We start from the raw sequence: 17,259 nt of genomic DNA on the forward strand, positions 1-17,259 counted from the left end.
TTCAACCGGCCGCGCGCTGCTGATGCTCGGGAAAATGATGTGGCGCATGAATGCGCGCTTGCAGGGTATTGGCGAAAGCCTGGGCTTCGGCCTCGGTGCGAAAGGTCACGACATGCTGGTCAAGGCGCACTTGCCATTGGGATTTTGCCACTGCTTTTATCAGGATCTTCATTGCTGACCTCCTCGTGTAAAAGACTGCGTTGCAAAGGCCTCGAGTGTAGACCGGAATGCGGGCGCAGTTGTGACGACGGTCAATTGTCGGACTGACGGTGCAGGTTTCCATACGGGGATGGGCAAGCCAGGTATCTGGCTTGCCCATCCCCGCAATCAGAACCCCTCAAGCACAATCTTGCCCTTGGCCTTCCCGCTCTCAAGCAATGTATGAGCCCGGCGCAGGTTTTCGGCATTGATGGTGCCGAAATGCTCGCCGACGGTGGTCTTCAGCGTGCCGGCGTCGATCAGCCCGGCGACGCGATTGAGCAGTTTGTGTTGTTCAAGCATATCGGCGGTCTCGAACAGTGAGCGGGTGTACATGAATTCCCAATGCAACGACAGGCTCTTGCGCTTGAGCTTGGTCACGTCAAGGGACTTGGGATCGTCGATCAGCGCCAGTTTGCCTTGGGGTGCGAGGACTTCGACCAACTGGTCCAGATGCTGGTCGGTCTGCGTCAGGCTGGCGACGTGGGTCACATGGCCCAGGCCCGCTTTCTTGAGGACCTCGGCCAACGGCTGGCTGTGGTCAACCACCAGGTCGGCGCCCAGGCCTCGTACCCATTCCTCTGTCTGTGGGCGGGAAGCGGTACCGATGACCTTCAGGCCGGTGAGCTGGCTGGCCAATTGTGTCAGGATCGATCCCACGCCGCCCGCGGCACCGACAATCAGCAGGCTCTGGCCCTGATCGTCCTGGCCTTCGTTGATTTGCAATCGGTCGAACAGCAGTTCCCAGGCGGTAATGGACGTCAGCGGCAGCGCGGCGGCTTCAGCAAAACCGAGGATCTTCGGCATATGACCGACGATGCGCTCATCCACCACGTGCAATTCGCTGTTGCCACCGGCGCGGGCAATGGAGCCCGCGTAGAACACCTTGTCACCCGCCTTGAACAGCGTGACGTCGTTGCCAACCGCCTTGACCACGCCCGCCACATCCCAGCCCAGCACCTTGGCCACGCCGTCCTCAGGCTGTACGTTTTGGCGGACCTTGGTATCGACGGGGTTGACTGAAATCGCTTTGACTTCCACCAGCAAGTCCCTGGGGCCGGCGACGGGGGTGGGCAGCTCGATGTCCTGCAGCGATTGCGAATCGCTGATGGGCAGGGATCGGTAGTACGCAATGGCTTTCATGAAGTGGCTCCGTGAGTGGGTATGTTGGCGGCCATGTTTGGTCATTTGAATTCGAGATAAAAGTGGCTAAACCAACAGGGTCTTTCAGCGATTTTTTGATAATGACCATTAGTCGCTGGTAAATAGAGACTTTTCCCTCACCAACAATCGCCTCCAAAGGTTTCCGGAGGACAGGCAACCTTGGCCCACACGCTTATACTAGCGGCCGCCTGTATCGGCGCGGCAACGAGGATGGCGACTAACAATTTGGACCCCGCTGTCTCCGCCGGCACAAGGCGACGCCCGGACGGGCATGCCGGCCATCCAGGCGGTCAGCCGCTTTGGGCGGCACCTTCTTACGGGTCAACATGCCCCAAAGCAGTAGACGAATGATTCAACAGGGAGTGAATACATGGAACATGCACCTTGCATCAGCCAGATTGCCACGCTGCTGGCCGACCCGAAGCGCAGCGCAATGATGTGGGCGTTAATGGATGGCACCGCCCGACAAGCCGACGAATTGGCTTTGCTGGCTGGGCTTTCGCCATCCTCGGCCAACGCCCACCTGGGACGCCTTTTCACCGGGGGCCTGTTGAAAGTTGAAGTTCGCGGACGCAAGCGCTTCTTTCGCCTGGCGGCGCCCGAGATTGGCGCAGCTGTCGAGGCGCTGGCGAGCGCAACCCTCGCCAGTACGCCGCGACAGGTTCCGGACGTCTTCAAGCGCGGCCTGCTGGCCACCAAGGCGCCGACGGCTCCCGCTTCGTTGATGCGCGCCAGGCTTTGTGATGACCATCTGGGGGGCACGCTGGCGGCGGACCTGTATCAGCAGCTATTGGATGCCGGGTGGCTTGAGCAATGTGAGCAGCGGGTGATAGTGACCCACAAAGGCGCCAATCAGTTGGCCGGACGCGGCCTGTTTATCCAGGCACTGGCCCATCGCAACGCCCGGGTTGCTTGCGCCTGCCCCGATTGGAGCGAGCGGCGTCCGCACCTGGGGGGCGCGCTGGGGGCGGCGCTGCTGCAATTATTCATGCAGTCCGGCTGGCTGAGCCTGCCCAATGACTCAAGGGCCTTGCAAGTAACGGCGCTTGGTCAACAGGAAATCCATCGGTTCGCCAGGCAGGAGACTATGGAAATGGCGCTCTAGGGCGGTAGACAGGTCGCAATCAGCAATAGCCGCCTGCGAGGTTCGCGCACACTCGGTCCGGGGTTCTATCGGATTGGGGAGCGCAACATGGACACTCACGCCTACAGTGCAGCGGAAAGACTGGAACGGTTGCCCATCAGCGGCTACCACCGGGTCATTTTCATCATTATCGCCTTGGCTTTTTTCTTCGACTCCATGGACCTGGCAATGATGACGTTCCTGCTGGGCTCGATCAAAGCCGAGTTCGGCCTGAGCTCCGCCCAGGCTGGGTTGCTTGCCAGCTCCAGCTTCTTTGGCATGGTGGTGGGGGCTTCGTTGTCGGGCATGTTGGCCGATCGTTTTGGCCGCAAACCGGTGTTCCAATGGAGCATCGTGCTGTGGGGGATTGCCAGTTACCTGTGCTCCACCGCTCAGGACGTCGAGACCTTGACGCTGTTTCGGGTCCTGCTGGGTGTCGGCATGGGCATGGAATTCCCGATTGCCCAATCGATGCTCTCGGAGCTGATTCCTGCGAAGCGCCGAGGGCGTTACATCGCCCTGATGGACGGTTTTTGGCCGCTGGGCTTCGTGGCGGCCGGGGTGCTGTCTTATTTTCTGCTCCCCGTGATTGGCTGGCGGGACATCTTCCTGGTACTGGCGGTGCCGGCGGTGTTCGTCTTGGCGATTCGTTTTTTCATTCCAGAATCGCCGCGTTGGCTTGAACAGGCTGGTCGAGGTGACGAGGCGGATGCCGTGCTTAAGCGGATCGAAGAGAAGGTCCGGGTTTCGCTGGGAGGGCGCGACTTGCCTGAGCCGATTCGCCTGCCAAGGCTGGCCAGCGTTCCCGGCAATTTCTTCTCGGCCCTGACGCAGATCTGGTCACCGCTGTACCGCCAGCGCACGATGATGATCTGGAGTGTCTGGTTCTTTGCCTTGCTCGGTTTCTATGGCCTGACGTCCTGGCTCAGCGCGTTGTTGCAGCAGTCGGGATTCGCCGTGACCCAATCGGTGTATTACACCGTGCTGATTTCCCTCGGCGGGATCCCCGGTTTCCTGATGGCGGCGTGGCTGGTGGAACGTTGGGGACGCAAGCCGGTGTGCGTCACCACGTTGCTGGGCGGCGGGGCGATGGCGTTTCTTTACGGCCAGAGCGCGGTGTTCGGCGGCAACATCGGCTTGCTGATCGGTACCGGTCTGCTGATGCAGTTCTTCCTGTTCGGCATGTGGGCGGTGCTCTACACCTATACGCCGGAGCTCTATCCCACCTCAGCCCGAGCCACCGGTTCGGGCTTCGCCTCGGCGGTCGGGCGCATCGGTTCCCTGCTCGGGCCCATGGTGACCGGACTGGTATTTCCTATCACCGGCCAGGGCGGCGTGTTCGCCCTCGGCGCACTGTGCTTTGCCGTGGCGGCGGGCGTGGTCTGGTTGTTTGGCATGGAGACGCGGGGCAAGACGCTGGAGGAGTTGAGCGAGGGGGGACGATGACACCCTGTGGCGAGGGAGCTTGCTCCCGCTGGGCTGCGTTGCAGCCCCTCGTCAAACCCTATTCACCGATTGCGAGCGCTTCGCGCTCGAGCGGGAGCAAGCTCCCTCGCCACAGATGTTCCAGTAACCAACGCCACATGACTTAAGGTTTCACCAGTCGCGCATCCAAGCTGTTCTGCGCGAGCCGCTTGGCCTGGTCCTGGGTCATTCCCAAATGGGTATGCAGCGCGTGGAAGTTTTCGGTGACGTAGCCGCCGAAGTACGCCGGGTCATCGGAGTTGACCGTTACCTTCACGCCGCGCTCGAGCATGTCGAGGATATTGTGCTGCGACATGTCGTCGAACACGCACAGCTTGGTGTTGGACAACGGGCACACCGTCAAGGGGATCTGTTCGTCGATGATCCGCTGCATCAGCCGCTCGTCTTCAATCGCCCGGACACCATGGTCGATGCGCTGGATCTTCAGCAGGTCAAGCGCCTCCCAGATGTACTCGGGTGGGCCTTCCTCGCCTGCGTGGGCGACGGTCAGGAAACCCTCATGGCGAGCACGATCGAACACCCGCTGGAACTTGCTCGGTGGATGACCCATCTCCGAACTGTCCAGGCCCACGGCGACGAACGCATCGCGAAACGGCAGGGCTTGGTCGAGGGTTTTTTCGGCCTGTTCTTCGCTCAGGTGGCGCAGGAAACTCAGGATCAAGCCGCTGGAGATCCCCAGCTGTTGCTCGCCGTCCTTGAGCGCGGCGGCGATGCCGTTGAGCACCACTTCGAATGGAATGCCTCGGTCGGTGTGGGTCTGCGGATCGAAGAACGGTTCGGTGTGGATGACGTTCTGTGCCTTGCAGCGCAGCAGATAGGCCCAGGTCAGGTCGTAGAAATCCTGGGACGTGCGCAGTACATCGGCGCCCTGGTAATACAGGTCGAGAAACTCCTGCAGGTTGTTGAAGGCATAGGCCTGGCGCAGGGTGTCCACGTCATTCCAGGGCAAGGCGATCTTGTTGCGCTCGGCCAGGGCGAACAACAGCTCGGGCTCCAGCGAGCCTTCCAGATGCAAATGCAGTTCAGCCTTGGGCAGGGCGTTAAGCCAGTCGTACATGTGTTTTTCTCATCAGCGAATCGATGGCGGGCATTCTACAGGGACGGGCGCCGATGTCGGGTAAAACCTGACCGGCTGATCCACTAAGTGTTCATGCCTGGAGGACAGCTACGTCACATCTGGAGGAAACGTTCCCGGCACGTCACAGTCTAGTAGCTCATGACCCATCCATGGCGACAGGCCCACGATGTTCACGTTGATCAAGCAAGAAAAACTGTTGTTACTGGCGCTGCTTGCTGCATTCATCGCTTATCCGTTGGAGCATTGGCTGCTGGGTAGCGGGCGGGTCGTGGCGCTGGTCGGTGGATTGGTGCTGATCGGTTTTATCGTTTCCGCCTCCATGCGTGTCGCTCACCACGCTGAGCTGTTGGCGGAAAAGGTTGGCGATCCCTACGGCACCATGATTTTGACCTTGTCCGCGGTGCTGGTGGAAGTCGTGATCCTGGCCATCATGATGAGCAACGAGGCGTCGCCGACCCTGGTGCGGGACACGATTTATTCAGCGGTCATGCTCGACATCAACGGTATTCTCGGGCTGGCGGCGTTGATGGGCGGGCTCAAGCATGGCGAGCAGGTCTATAACGACGATTCGGCGCGCACCTACAGTGTGATGATCCTCACCGCCATGGGGGTATCGATGGTGGTGCCGGAGTTCATACCGCAAGAGAACTGGAAGCATTATTCGGCATTCACCATCGGCGCGATGATCGTGTTGTATACGTTGTTCGTGCGCATGCAGGTGGGGCCCCACAGTTATTTCTTCAGCTACAGCTATCCGGAAAAACGTCGCAGGAAAGAGCCGGTAGAAAACGAGCCGAAGCCCATCAGCCTGGCGTTTTCCATCAGTGCCCTGGTGTTTGGCGTGGTGGTCATCGGTGCGCTGGCCGAGGTCATGTCCAAGGCCATCGACCTGGGGCTGGAAGGCTCGGGCGCGCCGCCGGTGGTGACGGCGATCCTGGTGGCGGCCATCTCCGCTGCACCGGAGATCCTCACTGCCTTGCGCGCAGCCCTCGCCAATCGCATGCAGTCGGTGGTCAACATCGCGCTGGGGGCGTCGCTGTCCACCGTGATCCTGACCGTGCCGGTGATGGAAGCCATGGCGCTTTACACCGGCCAGCCTTTCCAGATGGCGATGACCCCGGTGCAGACGGTGATGATCTTCATCACCCTGATCGTCAGCGCCATCAACCTCAACGATGGCGAAACCAACGCCATCGAAGGGATGACTCACTTTGTGCTCTTTGCGACTTTTATCATGTTGTCGTTGCTGGGACTTTAACGCCCGGGCAACCCCCTTATGGGCGGGATCAGGAGGCTGCGATCAGCTCCCGCGCCGCTTGGCTGTGGTCGGCAATCAGTCCCTTCAGGTCCAGCCCCTCGACCTGCCCGTCAATCACTCGCCATTGCCCGGCGATCATCACTCGATCCGCCCGGTCGGCGCCGCATAGCAGCAGCGCTGAAATCGGGTCATGACTGCCGGAGAAGCGCAGTTCATCCAGTTTGAACAGCGCCAGGTCGGCCTGTTTGCCCACCGCCAATTCACCGATGTCGCTGCGCCCCAGCAGTTGCGCCGAACCCCGGGTCGCCCAGCCGAGCACGCGCTCCGGTGTGATCGCTTGCGCGCCATAGCGCAGGCGCTGGATGTATAGCGCCTGGCGGGTTTCGAGGATCATGTTCGAGGCATCGTTGGATGCCGAGCCGTCCACGCCCAGGCCCAGCGGTGCGCCGGCGTCGGTCAGCTCAAGCGTCGGACAGATGCCCGAGGCCAGGCGCATATTGGAGCTGGGGCAATGGCAGATGCCGGTCCCGGCGGCGCCAAGGCGGGTGATTTCGTCAGGGTTGAAATGGATGCCATGGGCCAGCCAGGTGCGGGGGCCGAGCCAGCCGACACTGTCCAGATAGTCCACCGTGCGCAGGCCGAAACGTTGCAGGCAGAAGTCTTCTTCGTCGAGGGTTTCGGCCAAATGCGTGTGCAGGCGCACGTCGAGTTTTTCCGCCAGTTCGGCGCTGGCATGCATGATCTCGGGCGTGACGGAAAACGGCGAGCAGGGCGCCAGGGCGATCTGGATTCGCGCGCCGTCACCGCGCTCGTGGTATTGAGCAATCAGCCGCTGGCTGTCGTCGAGAATCACCTCGCCCTGCTGCACGGTCTGCTGCGGCGGCAAACCTCCGTCCGCTTCGCCCAGGCTCATGGAACCGCGGGTCAGCATTGCGCGCATGCCCAGTTCACGGACTGTTTCTACCTGCACGTCGATGGCGTTTTCCAGGCCTTCGGGAAACAGATAGTGGTGGTCGGCCGCCGTGGTGCAGCCCGACAACAACAGCTCAGCCAACGCCACTTTGCTTGCCAGCGCGAGTTTTGCCGGGGTCAGCCGCGCCCACACGGGGTAGAGGGTTTTCAGCCAGGGGAACAACGGTTCGCTTACCACGGGCGCCCAGGCGCGAGTCAGGGTCTGGTAGAAATGATGGTGGGTGTTGATCAGTCCCGGCAGGATCACATGTTCGCGAGCGTCGAACACGCTGTCGCAAGGTTGCGCGGGACGTTGCCCGGCGCGCAGCAGTTCGATGATCACACCGTCCTGCAGGACGAGACCGCCACGGGCATCGAGGCCGTTGCCGGTGAAAATGGCGAGGGGATTTTTTAACCAGGTACGGGTCGCAGGCATGGTGGCCGGCTCCTCTGAAAGTGGGTTCAGGTTAGCCAGCTCAGTGATGCCCTGTCTGCTGATCCAGGGTCGCCGGGGAACGGCGAGGTTCGGAGTTTACTCAGGTTGGCGGGCACTTATCCAGTGCCCGACCGAGAACGCGTTCGGGTTACCAGGGAATCGTTTCGCCTTTGTAATTGACGAAGTGATGCCCACCCTTGGCGGCATAGGCATTGACCTGGTCGATCAGCCCGCGGGTACTGGTCTCCACGTCCAGGTCGGCACCTTCACCGCCCATGTCAGTCTTCACCCAGCCCGGATGCAGCGACAGCACAGTCAATGCCTTGTCGCCCAATTGGCCGACAAAACTGTTGGTCATGGAGTTGAGCGCGGCCTTGCTTGCCTTGTACAGCGCCAGTTCTGGCGCATCGGGCATGGTCACGCTACCCAGCACCGAACTCATGAACGCCAGCACGCCGCTGCCGTCGCGGATCTGACCGACGAAGCGCTGGGCGAGATTAATGGGTGCCACCGCGTTGGTGTAGAACAACTGCCCCACTTCGGCCAGTGTTGCGCCTCCAGGGGCTTGGTTTTCCGGCCCCTTGACGCCGGCATTGACGAACAACAGGTCAAAGATTTGATCCTTGAGCTGCTGACTCAAGGCGATAACAGCTTGTTGGTCGTCCATGTCGAGCCTTTCAATCCGCACCGGGCCCAACGCCTTCAAGGCTTGCGCGTTCTGCGGGTTGCGCACGGTGGCGATCACGTTCCAGCCATCGCTCAGAAGCGTCTTTACCAGACCCAGGCCCAGGCCTCGGGAGGCGCCGATGACCAATGCGTTTTTTGCCGAATTCATGAATGCTTCCTTGAAAGAAAAAGTCACGGATTTAATGGACAACGTTGCCCGAGCCGTTGTTTCAGCTCGTGACGCAACGCGTCGAGTTCGGTCATGCGGGTTTCGATCAGGTTCAGCTTGTCGTGTAGCAATTGCGTCACGGCGACGTCCGGATCCGGGGCATGCCACAGGGCGGCCACGCTGTTGCCGATTTCGCCAAGGGTAAAGCCCAGGCGTTGGGCCGTCTTGATATAGAGCACCAGTTGCACCATGTCGGCGGGATAGTCGCGATAGCCGTTGGCGGTGCGTTGCGCTGCGATCAGGCCTCGCTGCTCATAGAAACGCAGCGTGTCGCGGCTGACGGCACAGGCCTGGGCCAGTTCACCGATACGCATCGTGGGTCTCCGAGAAGGCGCTTGACCCTCGAGCATACTCCAGGCTTTAGCCTCTTTGCTTCCCGATTATCTGGAGCAAAGTGAATGTGGACTTCTGCGCAATATCGTCGATTGGTTCGGGCCAGTGCTTGCTACGACCTGATTGTCACGGCTGCGTTTATCACGCCGTGGAGTTTTGTCGCGCTGCACGGTCTGCTGGAAAGCGTCAGCCGACTGTTCAACCTGCCAGGCCAGCTGCCGCCGTTCGAGCCGATGCATTTATTGATGGCGAATCTCTTGGGCTCGATTGTCTGCGTATGGGCGGTCTTGCGGATTCGTCATCCTCTGTCGATCTATGGTCGTTACGACGCGGCGGCGCGGTTCCTGTTTTCGGTTTGGCAGCTTTATGCGCTGTTACACGGTGCCAGTGCCGTGCTGTGGTTTTTCCTGTTTTTTGAGCTGGTATGGGGCGTAGCGCAACTATTGCCCGTTCGGGATGAAGCGCTCACCGCCCAACATGAACCGGTTGTCTCGTCATGTCTGGTTAAAAAATGAGCAAGCGGCTGCAACCCATGCTGTTCTTGGGGCCGTTGAAGCCATGAACGGGTTATCCACAGGTTGCTCCACAGTTATTGTGCGCAAGGTTAAAACTCAGGCATAAGCCCGGTGCAGCTTTCTTCTAAAGGTGCTAAAGCACTGCAAGCAGTTGTTTTTTGATGGGATTCGACTTGGTCGGCATTTTTTGTACGAAAAATGAACAATGCTCGGAAAGCCGCATGACAAAAGGGTTACAGCGTAGTGCGCCCAGGTTATCCACAGGCGGGTGCACAGCGGGTGTGGGCAAGTCTGGTGGCTGCATTGGGCATCATGTGGCGTGTTGGCGCTCCAGCAATATCTGTCCGCGGCTCAAGTCGGCCAGTCGCGCTTGCAGGCTTTCAATGTGCTCTTCACCCACCGCTAATTGGAGTTTCACGCCGTTGGCGGTGAACTCCTCGGTGTGGACCAGGCCACCGCATTCGGCTATCCGCAGCTTCACCAGGGCCAGCTCCGCGAACCCGCAGATACAGCGCAGCGCCACGCGGCTGATCGACTGGATCTTATCGGCGTTTTGCAGGCATTTATTGGCGCCACCGCCGTAGGCGCGAGCCAGGCCTCCGGTGCCCAACTGGACTCCGCCGTACCAGCGTATGACCAGCACCACGACCTGGTCGCAATCCTGGGCCTGGATGGCGGCGAGGATAGGGCGCCCGGCGGTGCCGCCCGGCTCGCCGTCGTCGTTGCTGCGGTACTGGTCACCCAGTTTCCACGCCCAGCAGTTATGCGTGGCATCAGGGTCGCTGTGCTGTTCGATAAAGGCCTGGGCCTCGGCGGGGCTGGTGATGGGGGCCGCGAAGGTAATGAATCGGCTCTTGCGGATTTCTTCTCGGTATTCGCAAAAGCCGGCGAGGGTATAAGGCATGGAATCCTAGAGGTCTGGTGTCAGGCCGCAGCCTTTGAGGATGATGCGGATCAAGTTGTCGCCGGCATCGATCATGTCTTGCTTGGTCAACTTGCTGCGTCCGGTCACGCGGCAGATCTGCGTGGCGAAATCGGCGTAATGTTGGGTGCTGCCCCACAGCAGGAAGATAAGGTGCACCGGATCGACCGGATCCATTTTGCCCGCATCGATCCACGCCTGGAACACCGCTGCCCGGCCCTTGAACCAAGCGCGATAGTCCTGGTTGAAATATTCGCTCAGGCATTCGCCGCCGCTGATCACCTCCATGGCAAAGATCCGCGACGCCTGGGGATGCTGCCGGGAAAACTCCATCTTGGCGCGGATATAGCGGGTCAACGCCTGTGCCGGATCATCCTCGGCCGTCAGAGAGTTGAACGTGCTGTCCCACAACTGAATGATGTTGCTCAGCACCGCCACGTAGAGCCCGAGCTTGTTGGTGAAATAGTAATGCAGGTTCGCCTTGGGTAATCCGGCTTTCACGGCGATGGTGTTCATGCTGGTGCCCTTGAAACCGTGCCGGGCGAACTCATCCTCGGCGGCCCTGAGGATAGTCTCTTCATTCTTTTGACGAATGCGGCCGGTAGGCTTGCCACCATGGGCGGGAACTTCAAAGGTCATGGACGTTTCCGGGCTGGGTCTGTGGGAGCGGGCAAATGCGTTCATAGCGCACCGGTGCCGATCCGACAAGTACCACCGCTATAAAAGCCATGCGTTGGAGACATCTCAGCGGGTTGCCGCCAGGCTTTCGAGGAAGCTTTCCAGTACCAGGTGCGGGCGACGACCCTTGCGCGTGACCGATGCCAGGCTCAAATCGTAGAAGCGCGCCAAGGGTTTGAGTGCTCGCAGCCGGCCTTGCTGGACCCACAGATTGGCGTAGTGATCCGGCAGGTAACCGATAAAACGCCCGGTGAGAATCAGGAACGCCATGCCTTCGCGGTCCGAGGCGCTGGCGGTGCAATTGAGCGCCTGGTAATGAGCCTGGATTTCGGTGGGCAGGCGAAAGGTCGGGGCGATGGCGTCCTGGCTGTCGAGACGCGCATCTTCAAGCTGCTGGTCGTCGACATAAAACAGCGGATGTCCCACCGCGCAGTACAGCAGTGAGCGTTCGCTGTAGAGCGGTTGATATTCGAGGCCGGAAAGAGCGCTGGCCTGGGGAACTACACCGACATGCAGGCGACCGTCGAGCACGCCTTGCTCGACTTCGTTGGGAGCGATCATGCGGATCTGGATCTGCACATCTGGCCCGCGCTCCTTCAACTGGGCCAAGGCATGAGTGATGCGCATATGGGGCAGAGTGACGAGGTTGTCCGTCAGGCCGATGGTCAATTCACCGCGCAGGTGCTGGTGAAGACCGTTGACCTCGGTACGAAAGCTTTCCAGCGCGCTCAATAACTGCAGGGCTGATTGATAGACTTCGCGGCCTTCTTCCGTCAGGGAAAACCCCGCGCGCCCGCGCTGGCATAGGCGCAGGCCGAGGCGCTGTTCCAGATCATTCATCTGCTGGCTGATGGCTGAGCGGCCGATCCCGAGTACCGTCTCGGCGGCAGAGAATCCCCCGCATTCCACCACGCTTCGGAAAATGCGCAGCAAGCGGATGTCGAAGTCGCTGACTTGGGCCAGGGGATCGGAACGACGGACGCTCATAGTTTAGTGATCTGCCGACTGAAGGTTAGAAAAGTTGGATTTCACCGACTTTATCCCCGTGGCAATTTAGCTGCAAGAACGCTTCTGACTTCATGCCGCTTACGCCCTGCGAGGTTTTGTCGATGAACATGCCCGAACACGCTCCCGGATCCCTGGCCAGCCAGCTCAAGCTGGATGCCCACTGGATGCCCTACACGGCCAATCGCAACTTCCAACGCGACCCTCGGCTGATCGTTGCCGCCGAAGGCAGTTGGTTGACCGATGACAAGGGCCGCAAGGTCTATGATTCGCTGTCAGGCCTGTGGACGTGCGGCGCCGGGCACACCCGCAAGGAAATCCAGGAAGCGGTCGCCAAGCAGCTGGGTACGCTCGATTACTCGCCGGGCTTCCAATACGGGCATCCGCTGTCGTTCCAGTTGGCGGAAAAAATCACCAGCCTGACCCCAGGCAATCTTGACCATGTGTTCTTCACCGACTCCGGTTCCGAGTGCGCCGATACCGCGGTGAAGATGGTCCGCGCCTATTGGCGCCTCAAGGGACAGGCGACCAAGACCAAAATGATCGGTCGCGCCCGTGGTTATCACGGCGTGAACATTGCCGGCACCAGCCTTGGCGGCGTCAGTGGCAACCGCAAGTTGTTCGGCCAGGCCATGATGGATGTCGATCATTTGCCCCACACTTTGCTCGCCAGCAATGCCTATTCGCGTGGCATGCCCAAGGAAGGCGGTATTGCTTTGGCCGATGAGTTGTTGAAGTTGATCGAGCTGCACGACGCTTCCAATATCGCGGCGGTATTTGTCGAGCCGATGGCCGGGTCTGCCGGTGTATTGGTGCCGCCGGAGGGATATCTGAAACGCCTGCGGGACATCTGCGATCAGCACAACATCCTGCTGGTATTCGACGAGGTCATTACCGGTTTTGGTCGTACCGGTTCAATGTTCGGCGCTGATAGCTTTGGCGTGGTTCCGGACCTGATGTGCATCGCCAAGCAAGTCACCAATGGCGCGATCCCCATGGGTGCGGTGATTGCCAGCTCCGAGATCTACCAGACCTTCATGAGCCAGGCGACACCTGAGTACGCCGTCGAGTTTCCCCATGGCTATACGTACTCGGCGCACCCAGTGGCGTGCGCGGCAGGCTTGGCGGCACTGGACTTGTTGCAGAAAGAAAACCTGGTGCAAAGCGTGGCCGAGGTCGCGCCACATTTCGAGAACGCTTTGCATGGTTTGAAGGGCTCGAAGAACGTCATCGATATTCGCAACTACGGCTTGGCCGGGGCGATCCAGATTGCGCCGCGCGATGGTGATGCCATCGTGCGTCCTTTCGAGGCGGGCATGGCGCTGTGGAAGGCCGGTTTCTATGTGCGCTTTGGCGGTGACACCCTGCAGTTCGGACCGACGTTCAACAGCAAGCCGCAGGACCTGGATCGTCTGTTCGATGCAGTCGGCGAAGTGTTGAATAAAATCGATTGATGTCTTCTTTATAGACAGGCGCCCTGTAGCGGGCGTCTGGTGACCGAATTGTCTGGAGTCCTCATGAGCCTCATCCCGCATTTGATCAATGGCGAACTGTCGAGCGATAGCGCGCGCACCGCCGACGTGTTCAACCCATCCACTGGCCAGGCTATCCATAAGGTGCCGCTGGCGGATCGCGCCACGGTCCAGCAGGCCATCGATGCCGCCAAGGCGGCTTTTCCGGCCTGGCGCAACACGCCGGCGGCCAAGCGTGCCCAAGTAATGTTTCGCTTCAAGCAGTTGTTGGAGCAGAACGAGTCGCGCATTGCCCAACTGATCAGCGAAGAACATGGCAAGACCTTGGAGGACGCCGCTGGTGAACTCAAGCGCGGTATTGAAAACGTCGAGTTTGCCTGTGCAGCGCCGGAAATCCTGAAGGGTGAATACAGCCGCAACGTAGGACCGAACATCGACGCCTGGTCAGACTTCCAGCCTCTGGGAGTTGTGGCGGGTATCACTCCGTTCAACTTTCCAGCGATGGTGCCACTGTGGATGTATCCGCTGGCGATCGTCTGCGGCAATTGCTTCATTCTCAAGCCGTCCGAGCGCGACCCGAGTTCCACCCTGTTGATCGCCCAGCTATTGCTGGAAGCGGGATTGCCCAAGGGTGTGCTGAGCGTGATCCATGGCGACAAGGTGGCAGTGGATGCGTTGATCGAGGCGCCAGAGGTGAAGGCGCTGAGTTTTGTCGGCTCGACGCCGATTGCCGAGTACATCTATGCCGAGGGTACCCGGCGCGGTAAGCGCGTCCAGGCGCTGGGCGGTGCCAAGAACCATGCGGTACTGATGCCGGATGCAGATTTGGATAATGCCGTCAGCGCACTGATGGGCGCGGCATACGGTTCGTGCGGTGAACGTTGCATGGCGATTTCGGTGGCGGTGTGTGTCGGTGACCAGGTGGCGGATGCACTGGTGGCCAAGTTGGTGCCGCAAATCAAGGGGTTGAAGATCGGCGCCGGGACGTCTTGCGGGCTGGACATGGGGCCGCTTGTGACCGGTCAACACCGCGACAAAGTCAGTAGCTATATAGAAGACGGTGTGGCGGCGGGGGCTTCGCTGGTTGTCGATGGCCGTGGCTTGAGTGTGAGCGGCTACGAAGAGGGATTTTTCCTGGGGGGCTGTCTGTTTGATCGCGTAATGCCTGAGATGCGCATCTATAAGGAAGAGATCTTCGGGCCGGTATTGTGCGTCGTCCGAGTCAACAGCCTGGAAGAGGCGATGCAACTTATCAACGATCACGAGTATGGCAACGGCACGTGCATCTTTACCCGGGATGGTGAAGCAGCGCGGTTGTTTTGCGATGAGATTGAAGTAGGGATGGTCGGCGTCAACGTTCCCCTGCCGGTTCCTGTCGCTTATCACAGCTTTGGTGGTTGGAAGCGCTCGCTGTTCGGCGACTTGCATGCCTACGGTCCGGACGGGGTGCGTTTCTATACCCGCCGCAAGGCCATCACCCAGCGCTGGCCACAGCGCGCCAGTCACGAGGCTTCGCAGTTCGCTTTCCCTAGCTTGTAAGGGGATGGCTGGGAGGCCTGCGCCCTAGGACGCAGGCCTCTGTGTTCGCGGGGCTTTTCGACCGATATGACAGAATTATGAAATAAAGGGTTGACGGCAAATCCTGGGTGTCTATAATTCGCCCCACTTCCGGCGCAGTCGAAACGGAAAACTCCTTGAGTTTCAACGAGTTAAGTAGGTTTCGATGTAAGCGTGCTTCAGTTCGTCGAGGCACGGAAGGAGCGGGTAGGGCGGCGTTGTTTGGCTTTATCGGCGGTTCGATCTTCTCGGTCGAAAGCGGAGAAAAAGAGGTGTTGACAGCAGCGACTAACGCTGTAGAATTCGCCTCCCGCTAACGAGAGATCGGAAGCGCAAGTGGTTGAAGTTGATAAGGAAACTTTGAAAACTTCTAAAAATAACCGCTTGACAGATACACAAGGCGCTGTAGAATGCGCGCCTCGGTTGAGACGAAAGACTCAGCCAACCGCTCTTTAACAACTGAATCAAGCAATTCGTGTGGGTGCTTGTGGAGTCAGACTGCTAGTCAACAGATTATCAGCATCACAAGTTACTCCGCGAGAAATCAAAGATGTAACCAACGATTGCTGAGCCAAGTTTAGGGTTTTCTCAAAACCCAAAGATGTTTGAACTGAAGAGTTTGATCATGGCTCAGATTGAACGCTGGCGGCAGGCCTAACACATGCAAGTCGAGCGGTAGAGAGGTGCTTGCACCTCTTGAGAGCGGCGGACGGGTGAGTAATGCCTAGGAATCTGCCTGGTAGTGGGGGATAACGCTCGGAAACGGACGCTAATACCGCATACGTCCTACGGGAGAAAGCAGGGGACCTTCGGGCCTTGCGCTATCAGATGAGCCTAGGTCGGATTAGCTAGTTGGTGGGGTAATGGCTCACCAAGGCGACGATCCGTAACTGGTCTGAGAGGATGATCAGTCACACTGGAACTGAGACACGGTCCAGACTCCTACGGGAGGCAGCAGTGGGGAATATTGGACAATGGGCGAAAGCCTGATCCAGCCATGCCGCGTGTGTGAAGAAGGTCTTCGGATTGTAAAGCACTTTAAGTTGGGAGGAAGGGCATTAACCTAATACGTTGGTGTCTTGACGTTACCGACAGAATAAGCACCGGCTAACTCTGTGCCAGCAGCCGCGGTAATACAGAGGGTGCAAGCGTTAATCGGAATTACTGGGCGTAAAGCGCGCGTAGGTGGTTCGTTAAGTTGGATGTGAAATCCCCGGGCTCAACCTGGGAACTGCATTCAAAACTGTCGAGCTAGAGTATGGTAGAGGGTGGTGGAATTTCCTGTGTAGCGGTGAAATGCGTAGATATAGGAAGGAACACCAGTGGCGAAGGCGACCACCTGGACTGATACTGACACTGAGGTGCGAAAGCGTGGGGAGCAAACAGGATTAGATACCCTGGTAGTCCACGCCGTAAACGATGTCAACTAGCCGTTGGGAGCCTTGAGCTCTTAGTGGCGCAGCTAACGCATTAAGTTGACCGCCTGGGGAGTACGGCCGCAAGGTTAAAACTCAAATGAATTGACGGGGGCCCGCACAAGCGGTGGAGCATGTGGTTTAATTCGAAGCAACGCGAAGAACCTTACCAGGCCTTGACATCCAATGAACTTTCCAGAGATGGATTGGTGCCTTCGGGAACATTGAGACAGGTGCTGCATGGCTGTCGTCAGCTCGTGTCGTGAGATGTTGGGTTAAGTCCCGTAACGAGCGCAACCCTTGTCCTTAGTTACCAGCACGTTATGGTGGGCACTCTAAGGAGACTGCCGGTGACAAACCGGAGGAAGGTGGGGATGACGTCAAGTCATCATGGCCCTTACGGCCTGGGCTACACACGTGCTACAATGGTCGGTACAGAGGGTTGCCAAGCCGCGAGGTGGAGCTAATCCCACAAAACCGATCGTAGTCCGGATCGCAGTCTGCAACTCGACTGCGTGAAGTCGGAATCGCTAGTAATCGCGAATCAGAATGTCGCGGTGAATACGTTCCCGGGCCTTGTACACACCGCCCGTCACACCATGGGAGTGGGTTGCACCAGAAGTAGCTAGTCTAACCTTCGGGAGGACGGTTACCACGGTGTGATTCATGACTGGGGTGAAGTCGTAACAAGGTAGCCGTAGGGGAACCTGCGGCTGGATCACCTCCTTAATCGACGACCGCAGCTGCTCCATGAGCTCCCACACGAATTGCTTG

At 59.2% G+C, this 17,259-nt stretch carries 15 protein-coding genes and 1 rRNA gene; 7 read left to right on the plus strand and 9 right to left on the minus strand.

Annotated elements, in window-relative coordinates; translation table 11 throughout:
- Nucleotide 1 precedes the first annotated feature (1 nt).
- A complete protein-coding gene (locus J3P95_RS03960; RefSeq protein ID WP_434560854.1) occupies nucleotides 2-172 on the minus strand; it encodes a hypothetical protein in 171 nt (56 codons plus the stop codon).
- A gap of 155 nt (nucleotides 173-327) precedes the next feature.
- Nucleotides 328-1,341, minus strand: a complete 1,014-nt coding sequence (locus J3P95_RS03965) for a zinc-binding alcohol dehydrogenase family protein (RefSeq protein WP_434560856.1) — start codon at nucleotides 1,339-1,341, stop codon at nucleotides 328-330.
- Between the two features lie 391 nt (nucleotides 1,342-1,732).
- On the opposite strand from J3P95_RS03965, the gene J3P95_RS03970 reads away from it, so the two are divergent.
- Nucleotides 1,733-2,467: an ArsR/SmtB family transcription factor gene (locus J3P95_RS03970; protein WP_434560858.1), complete on the plus strand. Its 735-nt coding sequence runs from the start codon at nucleotides 1,733-1,735 to the stop codon at nucleotides 2,465-2,467.
- 87 nt (nucleotides 2,468-2,554) lie between these two features.
- Entirely contained in the window at nucleotides 2,555-3,931 is a 1,377-nt protein-coding gene (locus tag J3P95_RS03975; RefSeq protein ID WP_434560860.1) for an MFS transporter, read from the plus strand.
- 142 nt (nucleotides 3,932-4,073) lie between these two features.
- Here J3P95_RS03975 and J3P95_RS03980 read toward each other — a convergent pair whose 3' ends face one another.
- The gene (locus J3P95_RS03980; RefSeq protein ID WP_434560862.1) at nucleotides 4,074-5,027 is read right to left on the minus strand and encodes an adenosine deaminase; all 954 of its coding nucleotides are present in this window, start codon (nucleotides 5,025-5,027) and stop codon (nucleotides 4,074-4,076) included.
- 187 nt (nucleotides 5,028-5,214) lie between these two features.
- On the opposite strand from J3P95_RS03980, the gene J3P95_RS03985 reads away from it, so the two are divergent.
- On the plus strand, nucleotides 5,215-6,306 hold the full coding sequence (locus J3P95_RS03985) for a calcium:proton antiporter (protein WP_434578609.1): 1,092 nt from the start codon (nucleotides 5,215-5,217) through the stop codon (nucleotides 6,304-6,306).
- A 28-nt stretch (nucleotides 6,307-6,334) separates the two neighbouring features.
- Here the strand turns inward: J3P95_RS03985 and J3P95_RS03990 are convergent, their stop codons facing one another.
- The 3 genes from J3P95_RS03990 to J3P95_RS04000 all read right to left on the minus strand — a co-directional run bounded on the left by J3P95_RS03990 (nucleotide 6,335) and on the right by J3P95_RS04000 (nucleotide 8,902).
- Entirely contained in the window at nucleotides 6,335-7,693 is a 1,359-nt protein-coding gene (locus tag J3P95_RS03990) for an 8-oxoguanine deaminase (RefSeq protein WP_434560866.1), read from the minus strand.
- A gap of 148 nt (nucleotides 7,694-7,841) precedes the next feature.
- Nucleotides 7,842-8,528 (minus strand): SDR family oxidoreductase, encoded by a 687-nt coding sequence (locus J3P95_RS03995; protein WP_434560868.1) that lies wholly within the window; start codon nucleotides 8,526-8,528, stop codon nucleotides 7,842-7,844.
- 23 nt (nucleotides 8,529-8,551) lie between these two features.
- Nucleotides 8,552-8,902 carry a MerR family transcriptional regulator gene (locus tag J3P95_RS04000; RefSeq protein ID WP_434560870.1) on the minus strand — a complete coding sequence of 117 codons (351 nt, stop codon included), beginning with the start codon at nucleotides 8,900-8,902 and terminating at the stop codon, nucleotides 8,552-8,554.
- 84 nt (nucleotides 8,903-8,986) lie between these two features.
- On the opposite strand from J3P95_RS04000, the gene J3P95_RS04005 reads away from it, so the two are divergent.
- Nucleotides 8,987-9,436 (plus strand): hypothetical protein, encoded by a 450-nt coding sequence (locus tag J3P95_RS04005; protein WP_434560872.1) that lies wholly within the window; start codon nucleotides 8,987-8,989, stop codon nucleotides 9,434-9,436.
- A 310-nt stretch (nucleotides 9,437-9,746) separates the two neighbouring features.
- Here the strand turns inward: J3P95_RS04005 and J3P95_RS04010 are convergent, their stop codons facing one another.
- The 3 genes from J3P95_RS04010 to J3P95_RS04020 all read right to left on the minus strand — a co-directional run bounded on the left by J3P95_RS04010 (nucleotide 9,747) and on the right by J3P95_RS04020 (nucleotide 12,023).
- Nucleotides 9,747-10,340, minus strand: coding sequence for an IMPACT family protein (locus J3P95_RS04010; protein ID WP_434578606.1), 594 nt, complete (start codon nucleotides 10,338-10,340; stop codon nucleotides 9,747-9,749).
- A gap of 6 nt (nucleotides 10,341-10,346) precedes the next feature.
- A complete protein-coding gene (locus J3P95_RS04015; RefSeq protein ID WP_186613642.1) occupies nucleotides 10,347-10,997 on the minus strand; it encodes a TetR/AcrR family transcriptional regulator in 651 nt (216 codons plus the stop codon).
- Nucleotides 10,998-11,102: 105 nt separating this feature from the next.
- Complete coding sequence (locus J3P95_RS04020) at nucleotides 11,103-12,023, minus strand: LysR family transcriptional regulator (protein ID WP_434578605.1); 921 nt, start codon at nucleotides 12,021-12,023, stop codon at nucleotides 11,103-11,105.
- Between the two features lie 122 nt (nucleotides 12,024-12,145).
- Between J3P95_RS04020 and J3P95_RS04025 the strand changes: the two genes are divergently transcribed.
- From J3P95_RS04025 to J3P95_RS04035, 3 genes are all read left to right on the plus strand, one after another.
- Entirely contained in the window at nucleotides 12,146-13,495 is a 1,350-nt protein-coding gene (locus J3P95_RS04025; protein WP_434578603.1) for an aspartate aminotransferase family protein, read from the plus strand.
- 63 nt (nucleotides 13,496-13,558) lie between these two features.
- Nucleotides 13,559-15,052: a CoA-acylating methylmalonate-semialdehyde dehydrogenase gene (locus tag J3P95_RS04030; RefSeq protein WP_434560880.1), complete on the plus strand. Its 1,494-nt coding sequence runs from the start codon at nucleotides 13,559-13,561 to the stop codon at nucleotides 15,050-15,052.
- A gap of 625 nt (nucleotides 15,053-15,677) precedes the next feature.
- Nucleotides 15,678-17,214, plus strand: a 16S ribosomal RNA gene (locus J3P95_RS04035).
- Nucleotides 17,215-17,259: the final 45 nt, after the last annotated feature.

The sequence above is a fragment of the Pseudomonas sp. Z5-35 genome, from assembly GCF_051131945.1.
Taxonomy (GTDB): domain Bacteria; phylum Pseudomonadota; class Gammaproteobacteria; order Pseudomonadales; family Pseudomonadaceae; genus Aquipseudomonas; species Aquipseudomonas marvdashtae.